The organism is Buchananella hordeovulneris, assembly GCF_001907235.1.
Lineage (GTDB): Bacteria > Actinomycetota > Actinomycetes > Actinomycetales > Actinomycetaceae > Buchananella > Buchananella hordeovulneris.
The window spans coordinates 1-23,529 of record NZ_MQVS01000007.1; the positions used below are offsets into that span (position 1 = coordinate 1).

A 23,529-nucleotide genomic window follows, 5' to 3' on the forward strand; every position below is an offset into this window, starting at 1 on the left:
TCTCGGGTGGGGCCGAGATGGGACCGGGGTGGTGACAACTGGAGTAGGGCGGCAGGATGCGGGGCTGTTCGGAGTGGGGAGGGTGGGTTCGAAGCGGCTCGGCCGGGGGTGGGTTGGAGACGAGGGCCGACTTTGGGGCGGCTGTGGGCGGGTGTGTGTTTCCAGTTGTCACCAGGGCGGGGTTATCTCGGGTGGGGCCGAGATGGGACCGGGGTGGTGACAACTGGAGTAGGGCGGCAGGGAGGTTGGGTCTGGAGGAGGGCAGGGCAGGTCCTGGGGCGTGGCTGGCCCGGCGCGCCCGGGCGCGCCGCCTAGTCGCTCGGGGCCTGGTCGGCGTCTGGCGCGGCGGGCTGGCCACGCCGCACGGCCTCCAGCATGAGTACCGCCACGTCCTTGACCTGCGGCGCGGTTCCCGGCGCACCATCCGCGGCACTGGCCGCCTTAGCGGCCCCATCAGAGAGCATGGTGGTACAGAACGGGCACGCCGTGGCGATGACCTCGGCCCCGGTGCTGATGGCTTCGGCCGCCCGGGTTGCCCCGATGGACACCCCGAGCTTCTCTTCCATCCAGACGCGGGCCCCGCCACCACCACAGCACATGGCGCGCTCTTGGGTGCGCGGCATCTCCACGACCTGCTCGCCCCCGACTGCTGCCCCCAGCAGTTCCCGCGGCGGGGTATATATCTGGTTATGGCGGCCGAGGAAGCAGGGATCGTGGAAGGTCACGTCGCGCCGCTGGTCTGCGGGGGGCGCCACGGGACGGAGGCGTCCATCGCGCACTAGGGCGTTCAAGACCTGGGTGTGATGCAGCGTCTCGTAGCGGCCGCCGAGTGCCGGATACTCGCGCGCGATCGTGTTGAAGCAGTGCGCGCACGAGACGATGATCCGCTGGGCGCGGGCCTCGTTGAGGGCCTCGATATTGGCGGCCGCCAGCATCTGGAACAAAACCTCGTTGCCTGCGCGCCGCGCCGGGTCGCCCGTGCACGACTCCCCGTCGCCCAGCACCGCGAACGACACGCCCGCGGTGTGCAGCAGCTCCGCGATCGCCGCAGTGGTGCGCTTGGCGCGATCGTCGAAGGCCCCGGCGCAGCCAACCCACAGCACGTAGTCCACCTCTGTGGCGTCTTCGATGTCGACGCCGAGCACGGGAACTTCGAATGCGAGGCCCTTGGCCCAGTCCAGGCGCTTGCGGGCGGCGGCATTCCACGGGTTGCCCTTGGTTTCCAACCCGCGGAAGACCTTGCCCAGTTCGCTGGGGAAGGCCGAGGCCATCAGCACCTGGTGTCGCCGCAGGTTGAGGATGTGGTCGACGTGCTCAATGTCCACCGGGCATTGGTCGACGCAGGCCCCACATTGAGTGCAGCTCCACAGCACGTCGGCGGGGATGACATTGTCGATCAGGGGCCCCGGCTGCCCGGGGGCCTGCCCGGTTGCGCCTGCCGCGAGCAGGGCTCCGAGCACGTCGCCACTATGGACCACCTCCGGCCCGCCGCCCGCCCCGGCGGTGGCCTCTTCCGCTTGCCCGCCGTCCGCCGCCGCGGGCGTGGCGCCAGTCGCGTCAGCGGCCGCCTGCAGGAAGGGGGCGACGGCGTGGTGATGGTCGCGCAGCGCCAAGGTGAAGAGCTTGGGGGACAGGGGTTTGCCGGTGTTCCAGGCGGGGCACAGTTCCTGACAACGCCCGCATTCGGTGCAGGTGCTGAAGTCGAGGAGACCTTTCCAAGTGAAGTCGGTGATGGTGCCGACGCCGAGGGGGGCGTCGTCTGGGAGGTCGTCGAGGGTCTCGGCGGTGACGGCCTGTCCGTCGACGCGCAGCTCGGCGGCGGCCCCCAGCGCCTTGCCGCCGTCGGCTTCGCGGCGCGCGTACAGGTTGGGCAGGGCGAGGAAACGGTGCCAGGCCACCCCCATCGCGGGGGAGAGGCCCACGACGATGAACCACGCGTTGGACACCAGGATTTTGCCCAGGGCCACCAGGATGATGGCGGTGCGCAGCTGCGCGGCGGAGGTGCCCACTAGGGGCTGCCCGACGAACCAAGTCAGGGGGAAGAGCCACTTGTTTTCGTGGCCGCTGCCCCCGGCCAACGCCCACTCCAGGGCCCGCAGGGCCAGCACGCAGCCCACCACCGCCAAAATGGTCCACTCGACGTAGCGGGCGTGCCAACTGGTGGAACCCGCAAAGCGGGACAGACGGAAGCGAGTGGGGCTGTCGGTTTGGCTGTGGCGGCGGGCGCGGGTGCGCACGAGCATGAGGGCGCTGATGCCGAACAGGCCGCCCCAGGCGAAGATCTCCACTAGCCAGGTGAAGGGGGCGAAGCGGCCGAGGCCGGGCAGCTCGAAGTGGGGATCGCCGAGTTGGAAGTAGGCAGCCACCAGCGTCAACACCAGCACCGGGAAGGACAGCATGACGAACCAGTGGGCGACCCGCACCACGGGGCGGGATTTGAAGGCCCGGTGGGAGAGAGCCTCGCGCAGGAGCCCCCAGGTCCGTTTGCCGACGGGACGCAGCCGTTCCTGGGCGCCCTGCCCGAGGCGCAGCCGCTTGCTGAGGCGCACGACGCCGTAGGTGAAACAGCTGACGCCCGCAATCGTGGCAGCTAGCGAGATGGCGAGCGCGATGGCGGCAAGGGGGGTCAACTAAGGCTCCGAGAACGACGACGGGGGTGGCTAGCAGTTAGTCAATCTACCTGGCGGGCGGCAGGCCGGGGAAAAGCCCACCCGGTTAGGGTAAGTACTCGTTGCTAAACTTGTCTCCCTGCCCCGACGTTCGCTTAGCGGATGGGAGTCTGCATGCTGTATCTGCTGGCCTTGCACGCGCTGGCCGCAGTTGTCGCGCCTTTTTTGCTCTCTCGGTTTGGGCGACGAGCGTTCGTAGGGTTGGCGGCGGTGCCGGGGGTGTCGGCGGGGTACGTCCTGTGGCAGGGCGGGGCGGTGCTGGCGGGCCGCCCACCGCGGCAAGGTTTCATGTGGATCCCCGAGTTGGGGGTGGAGATTTCCACGCGGCTGGATCCGCTGTCTTGGGTGATGGCCCTTATTGTGTCCGGGGTGGGGGCCCTGGTGCTGCTGTATTGCGCGGTCTACTTCTCTGCCAAGGCCTCGGGTTTGGGGCGTTTTGCGGCGGTATTCTTGGGGTTTGCGGGCGCCATGTTGGGGCTGGTCACGGTCGATAACACCATCGCCTTGTACGTGATGTGGGAGGGCACCACCGTTTTCTCCTACCTGCTGATCGGTCACTATTTCGACCGGGCGACTTCGCGGCGGGCGGCAGGGGAAGCCATCATTGTCACCACTTTCGGCGGGTTGGCGATGCTGGGTGGGTTGACCATGCTGGGCGTGGCGCCGGGCGGGTCTTTCTCGTTGTCGACACTCGTGTCCAATTTCGCGTCCGGGCAGTTGGGGCCGTCGGCGGCGACCAACACGGCGCTGGTGTTGGTGCTGCTGGGGGCGTTGTCAAAGTCGGCGTTGGTGCCGTTCCATTTCTGGTTGCCGGCAGCGATGGCGGCGCCGACCCCGGTGTCGGCCTACCTGCATTCGTCGGCGATGGTGAAGGCAGGGGTTTACCTGGTGGCGCGTTTTACGCCGGGGCTGGCTGCTTTTCCGGTGTGGCGCTGGTTGGTGGTGGTCATTGGGGTGGTGACCATGCTGATTGGTGGTTACCGGTCGCTGCGCCAGTATGACCTGAAGCTGGTGTTGGCTTACGGCACTGTTTCCCAACTGGGTTTCTTGATGGTGCTGGTGGGCTTCGGGGCGCGGGCGGTGGCGTTGGCCGGTTTGGCGATGCTGATTGCGCATTCGTTGTTTAAGTCGTCGCTGTTTTTGACGGTGGGGGCGATCGACTGGGCGGTGGGGTGCCGGGATTTGCGGCAGCTGTCCGGCTTGGGACGCACGCGGCCGGGGTTGGCGCTGGCCGGGGGCTTGGCGGCAGCTTCGATGGCGGGTGTGGCGCCCTTCGCGGGGTATGTGGCGAAGGAGGCGGCACTGGAGGCGTTGGTACACGGTCAGGGGGCGTTGGCTCTGCTGGCGCTGGGCGGCGTGGTCGCGGGCAGTGTGCTGACGGTGGCGTACACGTTGCGTTTTGTGTGGGGGGCTTTCGCTGCGAAGCCAGACTTGGTGGCGACGGTGGTGGACCGGCCGACGCGCCAGATCGGGGCCGTGCCGTTGATCTTGGCGGGTTTTGGCCTGCTGGTGGGGCTGCTACCGGGGGCCTTTGAGACGGTGGTGGCACCGTATGCGGCCAGCGTGCCGGGGCAGGCCGGGCACTTGACGCTCTTTGGGGGGTTCGGTGCGGCGCTCTACCTCACGCTCGGCATTTTGCTGGCGGGGATCGTGCTCTTTGTGGTGCGGGGCGTGGTCTCGCGCGGACAGCTGACGGTGGCGCAGGTGACCGGACGCGTGGAGGCGGACGACGTTTACCGCCACCTGATCCGGGGGGTGCAGCGGGTGGCGCGGGCCACCACCGCGGTGGTGCAGCGCGGTTCGCTGGCCTGGGACTTGATGGTGATCTTGGTGGTGGTGGTGCTCGGGGTCGGCGGGGTGGCGCTGACCCGCGGGGTGTTGCCTGCCAGCGTCGTGCTCACAAATTCGTGGCTGGAGGTCGGGGCGGCCGTGGTGACGGCGACGGGCGCGGTGCTCGCGGCGCGGGCGCGGCGGCGTTTGAAGGCGGTGCTGTTGGCGTCCGTGTCGGGTTTCGGCATGGTGCTGCTGTACGAGTCCTACGGGGCCCCGGATTTGGCGATCACTCAGCTGCTGGCCGAGTCGGTCACGCTCGTGGTGTTCGTGTTGGCGGTGCGGCGCATGCCGCCCTATTTCTCGGATCGGCCGTTGGCCGCCTCGCGCCGGTGGCGGCTGGCTTTGGCTGTGGCGGTGGGAGCCACGGTGGTGGTGGCGGCCGCGATGGCGGCCGGGGCCCGGGTGGCGGAGCCGGTGAGTGTCGACTTCCCGCAGGAGGCCTACACGTTCGGCTATGGCCGCAACATCGTGAACGTGACGCTGGTTGATATCCGGGCGTGGGACACGGTGGGTGAACTGTCGGTGCTGTTGGCCGCGGCCACCGGGGTGGCGTCGCTGGTGTTCATTCGTTCCCGGTCGGGCACGATCGATCGGGTGGATCGGGTGCAAACCGCGCCGGGCGGGGTCTGGCACGTGCCGCTGGGCACCGATGGGCAGGCGATCCTGCGGGCGGCAACTTTGTTGGAGTTGTCCGGACCGGCTGGGGCGTCGTCGGCGTTGCCGGGGCGGCAAACCTGGTTGCGGGGTTCGGCCACGCTCAGCCCGTACCGCCGCTCGGTGATTTTGGAAGTCACCACGCGCCTGGTTTTCCACACGTTTGTGGTGCTGTCGTTGTGGCTGCTGTTTGCGGGACACAACGGACCGGGGGGCGGTTTCGCCGGGGGTATCGTCTTTGGGATCGCGTTGGCTTTACGATACGTGGCGGGGGGCCGCTACGAGCTGGGGGAGGCGTTGCCGGTCAACCCGGGGCTGCTGCTGGGCAGCGGCCTGTTCACGGCCGCCCTGGCCGGCGCATTGCCATTAGCGTTCGGTGGCACGGTGCTGCAGTCGGCGATCTTCCATATTTCGCTCGGCCCGCTGGGGCAGATGCACGTGGCCACGGCGCTCTTGCTGGATATCGGGGTCTATTTGTTGGTGATCGGCCTGGTTTTGGACTTGTTGCGGTCCTTGGGGGCGGAGGCTGACCGGCAGGCCGAGTTGGCGGGCATGCAGGCCCCGGAGATTGCCCCCGCCACTGCCGGTCCGGATGACGCGCTCGACATCGACAATGTGCGCCAGCGACGGGAGGCCCGCCAATGACCGGGATTTCTTTGGTGCTGTTGCTACTGGCGGGGGTGCTGGTCAGCGTCGGGATCTACATGGTCCTGGAACGCACTTTGACACGCATCATCATTGGTTTGGCGATCTTGTCTAACGGGGTCAACGTGTTGTTCCTGGTGGCGGGCGGCGCGGCCGGTAACCCGCCGCTGCTGGGCACCGCAGAGATCGAGACGATGTCGGATCCGTTGCCGCAGGCGATGGTGCTGACCGCCATCGTCATCACGCTGGGAATGACCGCCTTCCTGTTGGCTTTGGCGCTGCGAGCTGCCCAGGTGGCGGGGGACGACGAAGTGGTCAACGACGTCGAAGACCGCCGGGTGGCACGGCTGGCAGCCCGGGTGTTCCGGGAGGAAAGCCACTGTGCGATTGCCGCGGAGGTGCGGGACGAGACGGACGACGAACCCGCCGTCGACCCAGTGGCGGTGGAGCAGGCGGCGGTGGAGGACACGCCGACCATGTTGACGGTCTCGCAAATGTTTGGCCGCCAGACGGGTGACGGGGAGGAGCAGGCGTGACTTGGATTGTGCCGTTGCCGGTGCTCATACCGTTGCTCAGCGCGGGGCTGGTGCTGGCCTTGTCGCACTTGCCGCGGCTGCAGCAGGTCATCTCGGTGGCCGCCTTGACGGCGTCACTGGTTTCGGCTGTGACCATGCTGTTCGCGGTGGGGCAAGGCCCACTGGTGCTTGATATTGGTGGCTGGGCGGCGCCGGTCGGCATCACGCTGGTGGCCGACCGCTTGAGCGTGTTGATGCTCGTCGTCTCGGTGGCGGTGACGCTCGGGGTGTTGATTTACGCCATCGGTCAGGGGTTGGCTGACGGCGCTAAGCGCGCCCCGGTGGCGATCTTCCACCCCACCTTTTTGCTCCTGAGCGCGGGCGTGTCGAACGCGTTTCTCACCGGGGACTTGTTCAACCTGTACGTCGGTTTTGAGATTTTGCTGGTGGCGTCGTTCGTGCTGATTTCGCTGGGCGGCACCCGCTCGCGGATCCGGTCCGGCACGGTCTATATCGTGGTCTCCCTGCTCGGGTCGGTGTTGTTCCTCACGGCCCTGGCGCTGGTGTACGCCGCCACTGGCACTGTCAACATGGCGCAGTTGGCCCAGCGGCTGCCGGAGATCGATCCGGGCGTGGCGCTGCTCTTGCAGGTGCTGCTGCTGACGGCTTTCGGGTTGAAAGCCGCCGTCTTCCCGTTGTCGGCGTGGCTGCCCGACTCTTACCCGATCGCGCCGGCTCCGGTCACCGCCGTCTTTGCGGGCCTGCTGACCAAGGTGGGGGTGTACGCCATCATACGGACTCAGGTGTTGCTGTTCCCGTCCGGGCAGCTCGACACGGTGCTGATCGTGTTGGGCATGGCGACGATGCTGGTGGGCATTTTGGGGGCGGTGGCGCAGGACGATCTCAAACGCTTGCTGTCCTACACCCTGGTGTCGCATATCGGCTTCATGATTTGGGGGGTGGCGGTGGCCAGCCGCGCCAGCCTGGCAGCGGCCATCTTTTACGTCGCCCACCACATTACGGTGCAGACCGCCCTATTCCTCATTGCCGGCATCATGGAGCGCAAGGGCGGCTACACCGACCTGCGGGAGCTGGGGAGCCTGGCCAAAAAGGCCCCGCTGCTGGCCATCCTTTTCCTGGTGCCGGCCCTGAACCTGGCGGGGATTCCACCATTTAGCGGTTTTGTCGGCAAACTGGGGCTGTTGTCGGCTTCCGCGACGCGGGCCAGTGGCTGGGACTACGCGATGATCGCCGTCGCCCTGTTGTCGTCCCTCCTGACCCTGCTGGCGATGCTGCGGGTGTGGAACATGGCTTTCTGGCAGGAAGCGCCGCAGGATTACCGGGCCCCACGCACCCCGCGGATCATGTCGGCCGCCGCCACCGGTATCGTGGCCGTCTCGCTGCTGCTGACCGTGGTGGCTGGTCCCCTCATGGGTTACGCCACCGGCACCGCGACCGCGTTGCTGCAGCGCAGCCCGTACATTCAGGCGGTGCTACCGGACGGCGAGCGGGGCAGCGGCACTAGCCAGAACGAGGGCACCAAGGACGAGCTACCGCAGGTGGAGGAGGACCGCTTGGTCAAGAACACCCCCGCCCCACCCGTGACCTTCGGTGACCCGAGCCCCACCCCCTCGGTGGGAGGTGACAAGTGACTAGCCCTGACGAACGTCTCTCCGTGCGGGCCCACCGCCGGGCCTGGAAGTGGCGCCGCCGCGTCACCTTGACGTCGACGATCTGGTTGACGCTGCTGTGGCCACTGCTCTACTCCGACTTCTCCCTCGTGAACTTGCTGGCGGGCCTGGCCTTGGCGCTCGCCGTCCAGGTGGTGCTGCCGCTGCCGCGGACCGGGCTGGGCAGCCACATGCGGATCACCGCCCTTGTCTGGCTGGTGGTGCGTTTCCTGTGGGACATGGCGGTGGCGACCGTCCAGGTTGCCGGTGCGGTGGTGCGGGGCCGTCAGCCGCTCAACGCCATAGTGCGGGTGCAACTGGCTTGCGATTCCGACCTGTTTTTGACGATGGTGGCGGGCATGACGACGCTCGTGCCCGGCAGCGTCGTCATTCAGGCCTACCGCCGCCAGTCTTTGGTCTACCTGCACGTGCTCGACATTGAGCAAGCAGGCGGGGTGGGCGCGGTGCGCCAGGCGGTGCTGGCCCAGGAAGAACGCATCTTGCGGGCGTTGGGTTCGCAGGCTGAGCTGGCGGCCGCCGGCGTGAGCCCGCCGGTGTGGTGGGCACCGTGGCGCGGAAAGGAGTCGGCATGATCACGGCGATCTACTGCGCGGCGGCGCTGGTTTTGGCCGTGGCGGCGCTCCTGGTGATTGTCCGCATTGAGCGCGGCCCCTCAATGCTGGACCGGGCCATCGGACTCGACGTCTTTGCCGCCGTCGTCATCGGGGCGCTGGCGGTGACCGCGAGCCTGACCGGCCGCACGGATCTGGTGGTCTTGCTGGTGGTGCTGGCCATCATCAGCTTCATGTCGTCGACCTACATCGCACGTTTTGTGGCCCGGGAGCGCGACGAGGACGCCCGGGTGCTGACGGTGGAGGAGGCACAGCGGCTGGACGCGGCCCGGGAGGAGGCGGAAGCCGCCGCCTTGCAGGCCGAGCGGGCGGCGCGTGCGGACGCCGCCGCTGAGGCCCCGGAGGATACCCCCACGGTTGGGGCGGCCGAGCGAGGCTGGCAGGCGGGCGCGCTGCCGGAGCCGCGCGAGTCGCGGAAGGTCGACGACCTGGAGGGCGTGGATCTGGACGACGAAGATACCCCGCTGCGAAAGGAGGAGGCGTGAAGTACTTCCTCGACCTGCTCGGGGCCCTGCTGATTTTGGGGGGCACCTGTTTGGTGCTGGTTGCCGCGTTGGGGCTGGTGCGGTTAAACGACTTGCTGTCCCGCATGCACGCGGCCACCAAGGCGCAGGTCAGCGGCCTGCTGTTGCTGTGCATCGGTTTGGCGCTGACGATGCGTAGCTCCGGGCTGCACTGGATGCTGTTGCTGGTGGTGTTGCTGACGGTGCTGACGGCGCCCGTGTCGGCCCATATGGTGGCCCGGGCCGGTTACCGCACGGGACGTATCCCTCGGCAGGACCTAAGCGTCGACGAACTGACCCACGATTTGATCAAAATATTGGAGGCCCAGCCGCCTAGCGCGCTTGGTAAGCTCGCGCCAGAAACCGAGGAGGACAAATGAACATTGGGGCTAAGATTGCCAGCGGCTTGGCGGCGACGGCGGCCGGCATGGCAGCGAACTTCGTGTTGAAGAAGGGCTGGCGGGCAGTTACCGGTCATGAGGCACCCTTTGACGAGACGCAGGATGTTGACTTGGGCGAACTGCTGGTGTTTGCGGCCGTTTCTGGGGTGGTGCTGACGCTGTTCCAGCGCACGGCTTCGCGCCAGACCGCCAAGTGGCTGGGTGAGGTTCCCAAGCATTCGGCCTGAGTGTGGCCGCACTGGCCGGGCGCGCGCCCGGCCATTTTGCTGCGCGCGACCAGCTGCCGCCCGCCCGGTAGACTGGGCGGCACGACAGGGGAGCACAGCCAACTGGCTGAGCTGAGAGTGCCACAGGGCAGACCCTCGAACCTGCTCCGGGTAATACCGGCGAAGGGAGTCGAGTTCTCTAGCGCCCCTTCCGACTGTGAAGGAACAAAATGCGTATTTCACGTTTATTGGCCAGCGCCTGTGCGGCGAGTCTGTTGGCGGCCTGCGCTGGCGGGCAGCCCGCGCCTACCGCGGGCGACGCTGCGGCTGGGGGCGCTGACAAGGAGGTGGTGGTCTTGACCCACAACTCCTTCGAGTTGCCCGCCGAGCTCATCACCAAGTTCGAGCAGTCCAGCGGCTACCGGCTGCAACTGGTGCCGAGTGGGGATGGCGGCGAGCTGGTTAACAAGCTGGCACTGACCAAGGATGCCCCGTTGGGGGACGCCGTCTACGGCGTGGACAACACTTTTGCTTCGCGTGCCCTGCAGGAGGGCGTGGTGGCACCCGTGGAGCTGGAGCTGCCCGCCGGGGTGGCCGACTACCAGGTGGCGGGCCGTTCGGAGCTGACCCCCATCGATATGGGGGACGTGTGCGTCAACGCCGACAAGGCTTGGTTTGACGCCCAGGGGTTGGCGGTGCCGCAGACCTTCGCCGACCTGACCAAGCCCGAGTACCGCGGCCTGCTGGTGGCCCTCAACCCGGCCACTTCCTCGCCGGGCTTGGCGTTCATGCTGGCCACCGTCGGCCACTTCGGGGAGGAGAAGTTCACCGACTTTTGGCGGCAGCTTGCCGACGGCGGCCTGCGGGTCTCCGACGGCTGGAGCGAGGCCTTCGGTGCGGACTTTTCCGCCGGTGAGGGCAAAGGTAAGTACCCGTTGATGGTGTCCTACGCCTCCAGCCCCTCCTATTTCGTGAATGACGACGCCACCGCCACCACCGTCGTCAACCTGCCCGACACCTGCTTCCGGCAGGTGGAGTACGCCGGGGTGCTGACCGGCGCCAAGGAACCGGAGGGTGCCAAGGCCTTCCTTGAGTTCCTGCTCAGTAAAGAGGTGCAGGAGGTCCTCCCGGACGTCATCTACATGTACCCGGTGCGCCAGGACGCTGTCCTACCGGAGAAACTGGCCAAGTTTGGTCCGCTCTCGCCTCACCCGATAACGGTGGACCCGGAGCAGATCGACGCCCACCGGGCTGACTGGATCACCAAGTGGAGCGAGGCCGTGGCTAAGTGAGGCCGGTGCGTGCGGTCTGGGAACGGAGGGCGTGGCGGGCAGCCTGGCTGCTGGCCGCCCTCCTGCCCCTGGCCGTGCTCACGGTATTTTTCCTCTGGCCGGTGGCCGCCCTGGTGCAGCGCGGATTAACCACCGGCGGAGCCTTTGATCCGGCGGCCGTGTGGGAGGTACTCACCCGGGCGCGGGTGTGGCGGGTCGTGCAGCTGACCCTCACCCAGGCGGCGGTGGCCACTGCGGTGACCATCCTGTTGGGGATACCGGGCGCATTCGTTTTCTACCGGTTGCGGTTTGCCGGCCAGGCGGTGGCCCGCGGCCTGTTGGCGGTGCCGTTCGTGTTGCCAAGCGTCGTCGTCGGGGTGGCGTTCCGCCTCCTGTTCAACGGGCCGCTGGCCGCCTGGGAGTTGGATGGCACCTTCGCGGCGGTGGTGGCAGCCATGGTGTTTTTCAACTATCCGCTGCTGGTGCGCACCGTCGGGGCGGCGTGGGTAGGCCTCGATCCGCGCCCCGCGCAGGCCGCTGCCGCGCTGGGGGCGAGCCCGAGCCGGGTCTTCCTTACTGTCACCCTGCCGAGTTTGATGCCTGCCATCGCGGCGGGGGCGGCCGTCGTTTTTCTGTTTTGTGCCACGGCTTTCGGGGTGGTGCTCATCCTGGGGGGTCGCGGGGCGGGCACGCTGGAGACCGAGATTTTCTATCAGGCCACCCAACTGTTCGACTTGCGGGCGGCGGCGGTGCTGTCGCTGCTGCAGTTAGTGGTGGTGGCCGCCGCCCTGTGGGTCAGCGCCCGCGCCCGGGCCCGGCGCGGCGGCCTGGCGGGCGGGGGCGGCCTGCGACGGCGCCCCACCTGGGGGGATTGGCCCGCGTTGACCGTGACCGCGCTGACCATGGCGGGGCTCGCCGCGCCCTTGCTCCAGCTGGTGATCCGCTCCTGCCAGCGGCGCGGCCAGTGGACGTGGGCGAACTATCGCGAGCTGTGGAGCGGGCAGACGGGCCTGCGGGTCACCATCGGGGAGGCAATCAGCAACTCGGTGCGCTCCGCCGCCCTGGCGGCCACGCTGGCCGTCGCCCTGGGCGTGCTGGTGGCGTTGGTGCTGTCGCGACGACCTACGCGTCGCCCGGGGCGGGTGTTGCTTGCGAGCCTGGACGCCGCCTTCATGCTGCCGCTGGGAGTCTCGGCCGTCACGGTCGGGTTTGGTTTCTTATTGGCCCTCAACCGCCCCCCATTTGACCTGCGCAGCTCCCAGATTCTGGTGCCGCTAGCGCAGGCTATCGTCGCTATCCCGCTCGTGGTCCGCACCCTGCTGCCCTCGCTGCGGGCCATTCCCGCCCGGCGTCTGCAGGCCGCGGCGGCCCTGGGTGCCGGGCCCGGCCGAGTGTTGTGGACCATCGAGGGGCCCGTTTTGGCGCGGGCGCTGCCGCTGGCGACAGGTTTCGCGCTGGCGGTCTGCCTGGGCGAGTTCGGGGCCACAGCTTTTCTGGCCCGGCCGGACGCCCCCACCTTGCCGGTGATGATCTACCGGCTGCTTGGCAAGCCGACCGCCGCCAGCCAGGGGATGGTGGTGGCGGCCTCGGTCGTGTTGGCGCTGGTGACGGCGGCACTCATGCTGGTGGCGGAGCGAGCGCGACCGCGGGAGACGGAGGAAGCATGGTGAGTGGTAAGGACGCTGCGCGCGGGCTGCAGGCGCTGGACGTGCAGGTCCGCTACGGGGAACTGCTGGCCGTGCAGGGGGTGGATTTGCGGGTCAACGGTCAGATCGTGGCCTTGTTGGGGCCGTCTGGGTCCGGCAAATCCACCTTGCTACGGGCGATTGCGGGCCTGGAGCCGTTGGCTGGGGGGCAGCTGCTGTGGGACGGGCAGTCCATTGCCGCCACCCCGGTGCACCGGCGTGGCTTTGCCCTCATGTTCCAGGACGGGCAGCTTTTCCCCCACCGCAACGTGGCGGGCAATGTCTCCTATCCGTTGGCCGGGAAGGGGCTGTCGCGGACCGCCAAGGCGGCGCGGGTGGCCGAATTGTTGGAGCTGGTGGGCTTGCCGGGCACGCAGCGGCGGGCGGTGACGACCCTGTCGGGCGGCCAGGCGCAGCGGGTGGCGCTGGCGCGTGCGTTGGCGGCCCAGCCGCGGCTGTTGCTGCTTGACGAGCCATTGGCCTCCCTCGACCTGGTGCTGCGGCGGCGGCTGGCGGGGCAGCTGCAGCGGCTGGTGCACGACGCGGGCATCGGGGCCGTCTATGTCACCCATGACCATGCCGAGGCGTTCGCGGTGGCGGACCAAGTTGGGGTGCTGCTCGCGGGCAAGTTGGTGCGCTTGGCCCCCCCGCAGGAGCTGCTGCAGCGGCCGGGCAGTCCAGAAGTGGCGCAGTTCTTGGCAGCTGGGCTACCGCAATAGCGAATTGGGGCGACCGTTTCGCCACGGCTAGCTAATTCGTTCGCTAAATTGGGAAGGGTGGCAACGAAAAGAGGACAGCAATGACGCAAGTAAAACTGCCGCCGGCGGCTAAACGGTTCCACCTGTTAGTGGCGGGATCTTGCCCTTGGTGTCGGCGCGTAACTATCACGCGGCGACTGCTGGGCCTGGCGGACGCGGTGGGCATCACCTACGCGTCGGGCCGGGGCGAGCACGGATGGGAGTTTGCGCAAGGGCTGCCTGCGGCATTGGGCGAGGTGACGCTGCTGCGTGACCTCTACGCGCGTGACCCCGAGTTCTCCGGGCGGGCCACTGTGCCGGCGGTGGCGGATCTGGCGACCGCGCGGCTCGTGCAGGTCGAGTCGGCGGGTATCTTGTGGTGGCTGATTCGCACGATGGAGGCGTTCCACGCACCGGGGGCACCGCTGTTGCTACCGCACGTGGCCTGCGGGGTGGCCGAGTTTTGGCACGGCACGGACGAGAGCCTGACTAAGCCCTTCGGGCGGGCGATACACGCCACCGACCCCGCCGAGCGGCAGGCAGCGGCCGCGGAGTTAACACAGACTTTAATTCAGATGAACGATAAGTTCGATGCGGTAATTGCGGAACTGGTGCGTTTTGGGGAAAATACGTTGGCCGATGTTGTGCTGTTCTCGGCATTAACGACTTATTTTGGTCTCGGTGACGAAAAGCTGCCGGTCGGCAGCCGGCCGCAGGATCTCTCACTGGATAATCTGCGCGCCTACGTGCACGGTTTGATGATGCAGCCTGACTGGTTGGTGCCCGAGGAGGAGGCGGCGTTGCCGGGGCTGCGGGTGCACGTCACTCGCTGAGACGGAGTCGAGCTGTGAACTATCGCACGGCGCCGGAAGTTGTTTACCGATGAACTAAATAGTTAATCTGTGAACCTCGCTCGTTGAGAGGTTCCCCGTGCTCCAGACCACCAGCCCCCGCGTGGGCGCATCGCGCCTGTGGCAGGCCCTGCGCCGCGACCGCTGGGCCTGCGCCAGCGTCCTCATCATTGTCCTCCTGGCCGCCCTGGCGTTGCTGGCCCCCTTTACGGGACTGGACCCCCACACCTACCACGCTGAGCTGCTCGACCCACGCGGGCTGCCCCTGGGCCCCGCCGGTGGCATGAGCCTCCAGCACCCGCTCGGGGTCGAACCAGGCACCGGCCGTGACCTGTTGGCCATCACCGTCTACGGGGCCCGCGCCTCCCTCGCCATCGGGATCGGCTCCACGCTAGTTGCCGTCGCCCTCGGGGCCCTCGTCGGCATCGCCGCCGGGTACTTCGGCGGCCTGACGGACACCGTCCTCAGCCGTCTGATCGACGTGCTGCTCGCCTTCCCGTCCCTCATCTTCATGATCGCCATCGCTGCCATCCTGCCTCCCGAAACCAACCGGCCCCTGGTGATGATCCTCATCCTCGGCCTGTTCGGCTGGGCCACCATCGCCCGCGTCGTGCGGGCATTGACCATCCGGGTACGCACCGCCACCTTCGTCCGTACCGCGGAAGCGATGGGGGCCTCCCGCCCGCGCGTCCTGGCCACCCAGGTGCTGCCCCAGCTGTCAGCCACCCTCATCGTGTTCGCCACCATGTCGGTGCCCGGCAAAATCGGGGCCGAGGCCGCCTTGTCGTTCCTCGGCGTTGGCCTGCGACCCCCCACCCCCTCCTGGGGGCGCTCCATCAAACAGGCCGTCGACTGGATCTCCACCGACCCGTGGTACCTCCTGGGCCCCGGTCTCGCCCTGGTGAGCCTCACGCTGGCCTTCAACCTGCTCGGCGACACCCTCCGTGACGCTCTCGACCCGACGGAGGTGGCCGCATGAACCCCGCTCGCTTGCTCACCAGCCTGCGTCCCCTTCTCGGTGCCCTCGCGGTACTGCTCATCGTCACCTTCGCGACCTTCGCCGTGTTCACCCTGTGGCCCGCCGACCCCGCCCTGCTCGCGTGTGGCCGCCCCTGCACCCCGCAGCGCCTGGCCACCGCCCGCACCTTCCTCGGCTACGACCAACCCTGGTACACCCAGGCCTGGCAGTACCTCGTCGGCATCTTCGCCGGACGCACGTTCGGAGAGGGAGCAGGCGCCATCCACTGCTCCGCCCCCTGCCTCGGGTATTCCGTGCGCCTCGGTGCCCCCGTCACCGACCTCGTCCTCGCGCGACTGCCCGCCACCTTCTCCCTGGCCCTCGGCGCCATGGTGCTGTGGCTCCTCATCGGTGTGGGGGTGGGCGTCCTCTCCGCCCGCCGCCGCGGCACCCTCCTCGACCGGGTGCTGCTGGGCGGCACCGTGCTTGGCGTCTCCACCCCCTCCTACCTGCTGGGGCTGCTGGCCCTGGCCATCCTCGGCTTCGGCCTCGGCGTCATTCCCGTGGCTGGCTACGTGCCCTTCAGCACCGACCCCGTCGGCTGGTTCCAGCATCTCATCACCCCGTGGGTAATACTGGCCCTCCTCAACGCCGCCATCTACGCCCGCCTCGTGCGCTCCACCGTGCTAGAACAGGACCGCACCGACCACGTGCGCACCGCCCGAGCGCTCGGCCTATCCGAGCGCACCATCCTCACCCACTTCACCCTGCCCGGAGTCGCGGTCCCCGTCATAACCCTGACCGCCCTCGACCTCGGGGCCCTCCTCGGCGGGGCCGTCATCACCGAAAAGGTCTTCTCCCTCAACGGCATCGGTTCGCTGCTCATCGAAGCAGTCGACGTCACCGACCTGCCCATCATCGTCGCCCTGACCCTGTTGGCCGCCGCGTTCGTGCTGCTCGCCAACGCGCTGGCCGACACCCTGGCCCACGCCATCGACCCCCGCCGCCTGTACCGGTAGGCCCGCAGAAAGGATCCGCATGAAACGCGCCCTCCGCCTCACCGCCGCCCTGAGCGGCCTCACCCTGCTACTGGCCAGCTGCGGCGGCGGCTCGTCGTCCGCCGCCGAGTCCACCGGTCCCGCCGCCACGCCCACCAGCGGCGGCACCCTGACCATCCTGACCTCGTCCACCGAGCAGAACTACGATCCGGCCAAGAGCCAATCCCTGGCCATCACCTCCCTGGCGTTGGTACACCGCCGCCTCACCACCTGGGACATTCAACCCGGGGCCGCCCCCACCGTCGTCCCCGACCTAGCCACCGACACCGGCACGCCCAGCGACGACGGCAAAACCTGGACCTTCACCCTCAAAGACGGCCTCAAGTTCGCCGACGGCACCCCCATCACCAGCGCCGACATCAAGTACGGGCTCGAACGCAGCTTTGCCCCCGCCCTCTCCGGTGGGCTGACCTACCACAAGGCCCTCCTCGTCGGCGGCGACAACTACCCCGGCCCCTTCGAAGGCGCCCACTTGGACTCCATCCAGACCCCAGACGACAAGACCATCGTCTTCCAACTAAAGCAGCCGTTCGCCGACTTCCCGTGGATCGCCGCCACCCCCGCCTTCGCCCCCGTGCCCGCCGCTAGCGAAGACATTGAGAACTACTCCGTCAAGGCCGTGGCCTCCGGGCCCTACCAGATCAAGGAAGCCCAACCGGGCATCTCCCTGACACTGACCCGTAACCCGGCCTGGGACCCGGCCACCGACCCGGTGCGCACCGCCCTGCCCGACGAAATCGTCTTCCAGCTCGGGCAGGACCCCACCACCGCCGCCCAACGCATCCTCCAAGGCAGCGACCCGCACCTCTTTGGGGCCGCCCGCGTCCCCGCCTCCCAGCTCGCCCGTCTCGCCTCCGACCCCGGCGCGCAGGCCCTCGTGCACACCTCCGACCCCGGGCCCCTGCAGTACCTGGCCATCAACACCCAGACCGTGCCGGACGTGCGCGTACGCCAGGCCCTGAACTACGCCATCGACAAGAACGCCGTCGTGCTCGCCGCCGGTGGGGAACTCGGCGGCAGCCCCGCCACCACCTACATCACCCCGGGAATCCCCGGGCGGGTCGAATACAACCTCTACGCCACCAACCCGGCGGGCGACCCTGAAAAGGCCAAAGCCTTGCTGGCCGAAGCGGGCGTCAGCAACCTCACCCTGCGCTTCCTGGTGCGCAGCGACTCCGACTCCGTCGCCATTGCGGAGGCTGTCGCGCAGAGCCTGGCCCGCGTCGGCATCACCGTCCAGATCGACCCCGTGGAGACCGGCACGTTCACCGAGCGCACCACCCAGGGGGACGGCAGCAGCTACGACCTCACCTTGCAATCGTGGAACGCCGACTACCCCTCGCCCTACGCCAACCTCTACCCCCTGTACGAGTCCAGCCAGATAGGGGCGGGCGGGTACAACGTCTCCCGCTACGCCAACCCGGCAGTCGACCAGGCCATCGCCGACGCTGTGGGCACCATCGACCCGGCAGCAGCCGGGGAAAAATGGGCCGCCATCGACCAACAGATCGCCGCTGATGCCCCCAGCGTGCCCCTCTTCTACGCCCGCAACTCCTTCGTGGCTGGCCCCGGGGTCGCCGGGGTTGTCGTCGAGCCCTTCCCCGCGTACCAGAACTACCTCGTCGTCGGCCTGAGCGGACAAACCCCGTGAGTGCCGAGCCGCTGCTAAGGGCCACCGACCTCACCGTCACCTTCGCCAGCTCCGGGAAGGGAGCCCAAGGGCTAGACCTGGACCTGCACGCTGGCGAAGTGCTCGCCCTCGTCGGCGAATCCGGCTCCGGCAAGACCGTCAGTGCACTCGCGCTGCTCGGGCTTACCGCCCCCGGCGCGCAGGTCTCCGGCACGGTCACGCTCGCCGGGCAGGCAGGCAACCTCCTGACCGGCCCCGCCGACCACTGGCGCGACATTCGCGGGCGCCGCATCGCCGCCGTCTTCCAGGACCCCGTGCGGTCGCTCTCGCCCTACCTGTCGGTATACACCCACCTGCGCCTGGCCCTGCGGCGCCCCAAGTGGCGCGAGCGGGCCGCCACCACCGCCGCGGCCCGCGCCCTGCTGGCGCGGGTAGGGCTCGGCGCGGACGGCCAAGTCGACCGCATCCTGGCCGCCCGGCCGCACGAACTGTCCGGCGGCCAGGCTCAGCGCGTCGCCATCGCCCTCGCTCTCGCCGGGCAGCCAGAGATCCTCATCGCTGACGAGCCCACCACCGCCCTCGACGTCACCGTGCAAGCCGGCATCCTGCGGCTACTGACCGAACTGGCCGAGCAGGGCATGGCCGTGCTCCTCATCACCCACGATCTCGGGGTGGTGGCCCAAACCGCGCACAGTGTCGCCGTCATGGACAACGGACAGCTCGTTGAACGCGGGCCCGTGCAGCAAATCCTCACCCGCCCCACCCACCCCCGCACGCAGGCGCTCATCGCGGCCGTCCCCCGGTTGGAGCGCGCCGGGGGCGGGGCGGGAAGTGGCGCCCCCTCCGCTGGCGACCAGCCCGCCGCCGCACCCAACGAGCCAGGCGACGCGGCCCAGTCCTCAAACGCGCTCGTGACCATCGACCAGGCCACCGTCACCTACCGGCCCGCCGGGCAGCGGCCCGTCCAGGCCCTCACAGGGGTAAACCTCCGCCTGGCCCCGGGCCAGGTGCTCGGCGTCGTCGGCGAATCCGGTTCCGGCAAATCCACCCTCGCCCACCTCGTCACCGGCTTCCTCCGCCCCACCAGTGGCCAGGTGCGGGTGGAGGGACGTGACCCCGCCTCCGGGCGCGCCCGCCGCGCCCACCTCGGACGCGCCATCGGCATCATCGGCCAAGACCCGGCCTCGGCCCTCAACCCGCGCCACACCATCGCCGAAAACCTGGCCCTGCCACTGCGCATCCACACCCAGCTGACCGCTGCGCAGCGACGCGAGCGACTAGCGGCGGCGCTCACCGAAGTGGGGCTAGCCGAGACGTTTCTCGCGCGCTACCCACACGAGCTGTCTGGCGGCCAGCGGCAACGCGTGGCCACCGCGCGGGCCTTGCTGCTTTCGCCGCGGCTCGTCGTCGCGGACGAACCCACCTCCGCCCTCGACGTCACCGCGCAAGCCAGCATCATCGCCACCCTGCGCCGCCTGCAAGCCACCCACGGCTTCGCCATGCTCATCATCAGCCACGACCTGGCGGTAATTGAAAAACTTGCCACCGACATCGTCGTGATGCGGGACGGCGAAATAGTCGAACAAGGAGCCGCCGCCGAGGTGCTGGGGGCGCCCCAACATCCCTACACCCGCCAGCTCCTCGCCGCGGTTCCCACCCTGCCCTAGCGGGCGTTATGCGTCCGGCTTCCGCCCCGTGAGGGGAGCCCGCCCTAGCGGGCGTTGTAGCGCAGCGGATTGACCGGAATTACGCATTCCTCCGCTATCGCGATGCCGGGTGCCAGACGGTCAGCAGCGCGCAAATCGCGGAGGTGGGCCGTCACCCGATCCCGCAACGCCCACGGATCAATCGTGTTCGTGTAGATCTTGGTGCCGCCCTCGAAGCCCGCCAATGTGGACACCCGCCACTTAATGACGATGCGCCACGGCATCGGCGTGATCGCGTCCGGCGGTTGATGGTGCCACTCCTCGTTGCACGGCAGGTGCGCCCCGGCCGCCGCATGCAAGGCGTGCAGCAAGTCCGACATGCCGCGGCGCTGGGCGGGCGAGTGCTCCCACGGGAAGGTGGCACGCGCACGGGAGTACACCTCCAGGGACGGAAAACGATGGCCGAAACCAGCAAACGCGACCGCGTGCTCGTTGGCGGCCACCACCAGATTGCGGCGGTGGGCATAGTTGATGGCCCAATCGTTATACATGTTGGGCTCGGCGCTCACCCGCCGAATTTCCTCCTCGGCGCTGGCGCCCCGTTCGTCAATGCCCACCAGCTGCTTATGCAAATGGTCGAAACTGGCGCCCGCCGGTGCCAGCCAGTTCTGGAAAACCTGCACGTAGCGCACGTAGCGGTTGGTGGCGTAAATGTCGCGCAGTGCGTCGATCGTCAGGGTGATGTAGTCGGCGTGCTCGGCGGGGGTCAGGCACCCCGCCGACGCCAACTCGCTGTCGGTCTCAGCTCCGTCCACGAAATGGCGGCGGGCCACGATGACGTCGTGACAGCCCCCAAAGAAGCCGCGCGCGAAATCCAGGCGCTCCGCTTCAGACAGCGCCTCCCATTCCGCATCGGTGTGGGAGGCGCGGGTGCGGGCCCGCGTGAGGTCTGCAATTCTGCGCCGCCCTAGCGGGTCCGCGGCCCACTCGGCCAAACGGTGCGCGGCGGCCGGGGAGAGGTCATAGTCGTAGTTGCGGCGCCAATAGTCGAACGAGACGATCTCGAACAGGTTCGGGATACGCCGGAAGTCGGCGCCTGGGTCCAGCGCCTGGGTCGGGGACGGATGGTGCAACAACTCCCCGGCAGTGATGCGGGCCTTCTCCGGGGGCGTCTCGGCGAGCCGACCAGGGCAAAACGCGCAGGTCATGGTGTGAGCGTCGGACCGGAGGGGGGCCGCTTGCGCGGGGGGCTGGCCGAGCGGGCGGTGCGCGCGGCCGGGGACCGTCCACACCTCGGTGCCGGAAAACGGGTTCAACTGCTTGACGGTGCCGTCGGCCATGACGGTCAGCGGCTCAGGGACTAATCCAGCCATAGGCAAGAGTCTGCCACGCCGCCCGTGTCGGTGCTGGTCCTGGGCGGAGGCGCCCCGCCCCGGGTCCCATCCCCGCCCGGCCACCCGGCGCCCGCTCCCGTCTGCCCCCGCCGTCGTCCGCCCCCGCCCGCCCCCACCGTCGTCCGCCCCCGCCGTCGTCCGCCCCTACTCCAGTTGTCACCTCTCCGGGGCGATCTCGGGTAGAGCCGAGATAACACCGGAGAGGTGACAACTGGAGTGCGCGGCGGGTTTTGGGGCGCTCGAGGCGGCGCTCCCCGCAGGTGCCCGCACCTGAGGAGGTACTCCCAGGCTCTCTCCTGACACAAAAGTGGGCCCGCAGTCGCTAACTGCGGGCCCACTAAAGACGGGAAGCTCAGTGCTGCTCGTCTGGGTCGTTCTCGGCGTCCTCCTGGGTGTCGTGCACCGTGCCGGGCTTGTGGTCGGCGGGCCCGTAGACGGTGTACAGCTGCAGCGGCTCATCACCGGTGTTGACGATGTTGTGCCACAGGCCGGCGGGCACCAAGATCGCGTCGTCGTCCGCCACTTCCTGCTCAAAAGTCAGCGACTCCGCGGACTCGCCCATGACGCACTTGCCCTTGCCGCCCTCGATGCGGATGAACTGGTCAACGTCCTCGTGGGCTTCCAGGCCGATGTCTCCGCCAACCGGGATGGACATGACCGTCAGCTGCAGGTGGCTGCCAGTCCACAGCGTGCGCCGGAACTTGTCGTTCTTCTCGGTGACGTCCTCCAGGTCGATCACGTACGGCTTGCCGCCGAAGTCCTCTTCGTGCGAGATGGCCATGCTTCCTCCTTAGGGCTGGGGGTCTTACCTCGCATAGTAGCGAGCGGGGTGGCGAAAGTATTCCCGTAGACTTCTTCAGGGATCTTTAAGGAGTGTTGTGAGTTATAGCGATGAAGAGGACGGGGCGGTCACCAGGCCGATCGTCATTAATCCCGACGACGTGCCGCCTGCACGCGTGGGGACGCCGATTCCGCACGGCCCGACCCCTGCCGCGGTGGTGGGCACCGTCTTAGCCGTGCTGCTGTTGGTGGTGGGGCTGGCCTTTGCGGCCTGGCAGGTGGGAGACGACGCGCCCAAACCAGCGCCCACCCCCACGCTGAACGCGGTGACGCCAGTGGACGAAGAGGTGTTGCAGTGGCGGGAAATGCCGGTGCCTGGTTGGGACGCCGCGTTGGATCGCCTGTGGTTAGCGTGCGAAGAGGGGCAGCTGCAGGCCTGCGATGAGCTGGCCGCCGAGGCCCCGCAAAAGTCGGCCTACCGGGGTTTCGCGGAGACTTGCGGCGGCCGCCGCAGCCCGTCGGGGGAGCGCTGCGGCTAGTCGAGCCAGGCGGCGGGTATGGCACCCGTGTAGGGGGCGGGCCAGCGGGGCTCGCCCCCCAGCTGTGTGGTCCAGCGGTGGGGCAAATAGGGATCGGCTAGCAGCTTGCGGCCCACGAGGACCACGTCCGCGTCGCCACTGGTGAGGACCTCTTCGGCAAGGGCCGCGGAGTTGAGGCGGCCGACGGCACCGACGGCCAGGCGGGGCGTGGTGTCGGTGTGGGCGACGGCGCGCGCCAGGTGGCGCTGATAGCCGTCGTGGCTGGTGGCGCTGGGCGGGAATGTGGGGGTGGCGCCCCCGGCGGAACAGTCCAGGAGGTCGACGCCGCGGGCGGCCAGTAGCGGGGCGAGAGCGACGGTGTCGGCGCTGGTCCAGGCGGGGGTAGCGGGGTCGTTTTCGTGGACCCAGTCGGTGGCTGAAATGCGCAGCAGGAGGGGGGCTTGCGCGGGCAGGGCGGCGCGTACCGCGTCGACCGTGTCGAGGACGATGCGGGTGCGGCCGGTGAAGTCGCCACCCCACTGATCGGTGCGGTGGTTGGAGAGCGGGGAGAGGAAGGATTGGAGGAGGTAGCCGTGGGCGGCGTGGATTTCGACGCTGTCGTACCCGGCGGCGAGCGCGCGGCGGGTGGCGGCGGCGAATTGCTGGGGCAGCTGCGCGATCTCGGTGGGGGTGAGGGCGCGCGGGGTGCCGAGCGTGGGCGAGAAGGGCACGGGACTGGGGCCGACGCGGGCGGGAGCCTGCGGGGCGGGGCGGTCGCTGCCCCAGCGGGGTGGGGTGCCTGCCTTGCGGCCGGCGTGGCCGAGCTGGAGGCAGGCTTTGGCTCCGGCGGCGTGGATGGCGGCAACGAGGGCGGCGTGGGCGGGGATCTGGTGGTCGTCCCACAGGCCGAGGTCGAAGGCGGAGATGCGGCCGCTGGGGCAGATGGCGGTGGCCTCCACGATGATGAGGCCAACCCCGCCTTGGGCGCGGGCGGCGTAGTGCGTCAGGTGGTGGGGGCCCGGGCAGCCGACGTCCGGGCCGGTGGCGGGGGCAGCGTATTGGCACATCGGCGACATCCAGACGCGATTGGCGATGGTCAGGCCGCGCAGGGTGATGGGGGTGGCGAGTAGGGGGGTAGTCATGGGGCCAGTGTGCCCGATGGGGGTGTGGGCTGGTGAGGCTGAGGCCGCGCTGGGAGGCTGCTTGATCGGTTTTGTATCAATATGAGCTCATTGGCTCACCACATTGCAGTTCGGGTCGCTTGTTTTCTAGA

20 protein-coding genes and 1 riboswitch are annotated in these 23,529 nt (G+C 68.6%); of the genes, 16 read left to right on the forward strand and 4 right to left on the reverse strand.

Annotated features, from left to right (window positions below):
* Positions 1–311 precede the first annotated feature (311 nt).
* Entirely contained in the window at positions 312–2,630 is a 2,319-nt protein-coding gene (locus tag BSZ40_RS07220) for a (Fe-S)-binding protein (RefSeq protein ID WP_073824684.1), read from the reverse strand.
* A gap of 153 nt (positions 2,631–2,783) precedes the next feature.
* On the opposite strand from BSZ40_RS07220, the gene BSZ40_RS07225 reads away from it, so the two are divergent.
* The 15 genes from BSZ40_RS07225 (at position 2,784) to BSZ40_RS07295 (ending at position 19,585) form a co-directional block, all read left to right on the forward strand.
* Positions 2,784–5,801 carry a Na+/H+ antiporter subunit A gene (locus BSZ40_RS07225; protein WP_073824686.1) on the forward strand — a complete coding sequence of 1,006 codons (3,018 nt, stop codon included), beginning with the start codon at positions 2,784–2,786 and terminating at the stop codon, positions 5,799–5,801.
* The gene (locus BSZ40_RS07230) at positions 5,798–6,337 is read left to right on the forward strand and encodes a Na(+)/H(+) antiporter subunit C (protein WP_073824689.1); all 540 of its coding nucleotides are present in this window, start codon (positions 5,798–5,800) and stop codon (positions 6,335–6,337) included. The genes BSZ40_RS07225 and BSZ40_RS07230 overlap by 4 nt, the downstream gene beginning before the upstream one ends.
* Positions 6,334–7,968 carry a Na+/H+ antiporter subunit D gene (locus BSZ40_RS07235; RefSeq protein ID WP_073824690.1) on the forward strand — a complete coding sequence of 545 codons (1,635 nt, stop codon included), beginning with the start codon at positions 6,334–6,336 and terminating at the stop codon, positions 7,966–7,968. The genes BSZ40_RS07230 and BSZ40_RS07235 overlap by 4 nt, the downstream gene beginning before the upstream one ends.
* On the forward strand, positions 7,965–8,579 hold the full coding sequence (locus BSZ40_RS07240; RefSeq protein ID WP_084542703.1) for a Na+/H+ antiporter subunit E: 615 nt from the start codon (positions 7,965–7,967) through the stop codon (positions 8,577–8,579). Before BSZ40_RS07235 ends, BSZ40_RS07240 begins: the two co-directional genes overlap by 4 nt.
* A complete protein-coding gene (locus BSZ40_RS07245) occupies positions 8,576–9,103 on the forward strand; it encodes an MrpF/PhaF family protein (RefSeq protein ID WP_073824693.1) in 528 nt (175 codons plus the stop codon). Before BSZ40_RS07240 ends, BSZ40_RS07245 begins: the two co-directional genes overlap by 4 nt.
* Positions 9,100–9,501, forward strand: a complete 402-nt coding sequence (gene mnhG / locus BSZ40_RS07250; RefSeq protein WP_073824694.1) for a monovalent cation/H(+) antiporter subunit G — start codon at positions 9,100–9,102, stop codon at positions 9,499–9,501. Before BSZ40_RS07245 ends, mnhG begins: the two co-directional genes overlap by 4 nt.
* Positions 9,498–9,749 carry a DUF4235 domain-containing protein gene (locus BSZ40_RS07255; protein ID WP_073824697.1) on the forward strand — a complete coding sequence of 84 codons (252 nt, stop codon included), beginning with the start codon at positions 9,498–9,500 and terminating at the stop codon, positions 9,747–9,749. The genes mnhG and BSZ40_RS07255 overlap by 4 nt, the downstream gene beginning before the upstream one ends.
* A 76-nt stretch (positions 9,750–9,825) precedes the next feature.
* A riboswitch (TPP riboswitch) is annotated at positions 9,826–9,934 on the forward strand.
* 24 nt (positions 9,935–9,958) lie between these two features.
* On the forward strand, positions 9,959–11,020 hold the full coding sequence (locus BSZ40_RS07260) for a thiamine ABC transporter substrate-binding protein (RefSeq protein ID WP_073824698.1): 1,062 nt from the start codon (positions 9,959–9,961) through the stop codon (positions 11,018–11,020).
* Positions 11,021–11,025: 5 nt separating this feature from the next.
* A complete protein-coding gene (locus tag BSZ40_RS07265; protein WP_222842757.1) occupies positions 11,026–12,669 on the forward strand; it encodes an ABC transporter permease in 1,644 nt (547 codons plus the stop codon).
* Entirely contained in the window at positions 12,663–13,403 is a 741-nt protein-coding gene (locus tag BSZ40_RS07270; RefSeq protein ID WP_073824702.1) for an ABC transporter ATP-binding protein, read from the forward strand. The genes BSZ40_RS07265 and BSZ40_RS07270 overlap by 7 nt, the downstream gene beginning before the upstream one ends.
* Positions 13,404–13,483: 80 nt before the next feature.
* Positions 13,484–14,254 (forward strand): glutathione S-transferase family protein, encoded by a 771-nt coding sequence (locus BSZ40_RS07275; protein WP_073824705.1) that lies wholly within the window; start codon positions 13,484–13,486, stop codon positions 14,252–14,254.
* 121 nt (positions 14,255–14,375) lie between these two features.
* Positions 14,376–15,251: an ABC transporter permease gene (locus BSZ40_RS07280; RefSeq protein ID WP_245793956.1), complete on the forward strand. Its 876-nt coding sequence runs from the start codon at positions 14,376–14,378 to the stop codon at positions 15,249–15,251.
* Positions 15,248–16,249 (forward strand): ABC transporter permease, encoded by a 1,002-nt coding sequence (locus BSZ40_RS07285; protein WP_073824709.1) that lies wholly within the window; start codon positions 15,248–15,250, stop codon positions 16,247–16,249. The genes BSZ40_RS07280 and BSZ40_RS07285 overlap by 4 nt, the downstream gene beginning before the upstream one ends.
* Before the next feature lie 19 nt (positions 16,250–16,268).
* A complete protein-coding gene (locus tag BSZ40_RS07290; protein WP_073824711.1) occupies positions 16,269–17,939 on the forward strand; it encodes an ABC transporter substrate-binding protein in 1,671 nt (556 codons plus the stop codon).
* Positions 17,936–19,585, forward strand: coding sequence for a dipeptide ABC transporter ATP-binding protein (locus tag BSZ40_RS07295; RefSeq protein ID WP_073824714.1), 1,650 nt, complete (start codon positions 17,936–17,938; stop codon positions 19,583–19,585). Before BSZ40_RS07290 ends, BSZ40_RS07295 begins: the two co-directional genes overlap by 4 nt.
* Before the next feature lie 44 nt (positions 19,586–19,629).
* Here the strand turns inward: BSZ40_RS07295 and BSZ40_RS07300 are convergent, their stop codons facing one another.
* Together BSZ40_RS07300 and BSZ40_RS07305 are read right to left on the reverse strand one after the other, a co-directional pair.
* Positions 19,630–20,937, reverse strand: a complete 1,308-nt coding sequence (locus BSZ40_RS07300; protein ID WP_073824717.1) for a DUF4921 family protein — start codon at positions 20,935–20,937, stop codon at positions 19,630–19,632.
* Between the two features lie 373 nt (positions 20,938–21,310).
* Positions 21,311–21,739: a cupin domain-containing protein gene (locus tag BSZ40_RS07305; RefSeq protein ID WP_073824720.1), complete on the reverse strand. Its 429-nt coding sequence runs from the start codon at positions 21,737–21,739 to the stop codon at positions 21,311–21,313.
* Between the two features lie 97 nt (positions 21,740–21,836).
* On the opposite strand from BSZ40_RS07305, the gene BSZ40_RS07310 reads away from it, so the two are divergent.
* On the forward strand, positions 21,837–22,277 hold the full coding sequence (locus BSZ40_RS07310) for a hypothetical protein (RefSeq protein ID WP_073824723.1): 441 nt from the start codon (positions 21,837–21,839) through the stop codon (positions 22,275–22,277).
* Here the strand turns inward: BSZ40_RS07310 and BSZ40_RS07315 are convergent.
* On the reverse strand, positions 22,274–23,398 hold the full coding sequence (locus tag BSZ40_RS07315) for an oxidoreductase (protein ID WP_073824724.1): 1,125 nt from the start codon (positions 23,396–23,398) through the stop codon (positions 22,274–22,276). The genes BSZ40_RS07310 and BSZ40_RS07315 overlap by 4 nt on opposite strands.
* Between the last annotated feature and the right edge of the window lie 131 nt (positions 23,399–23,529).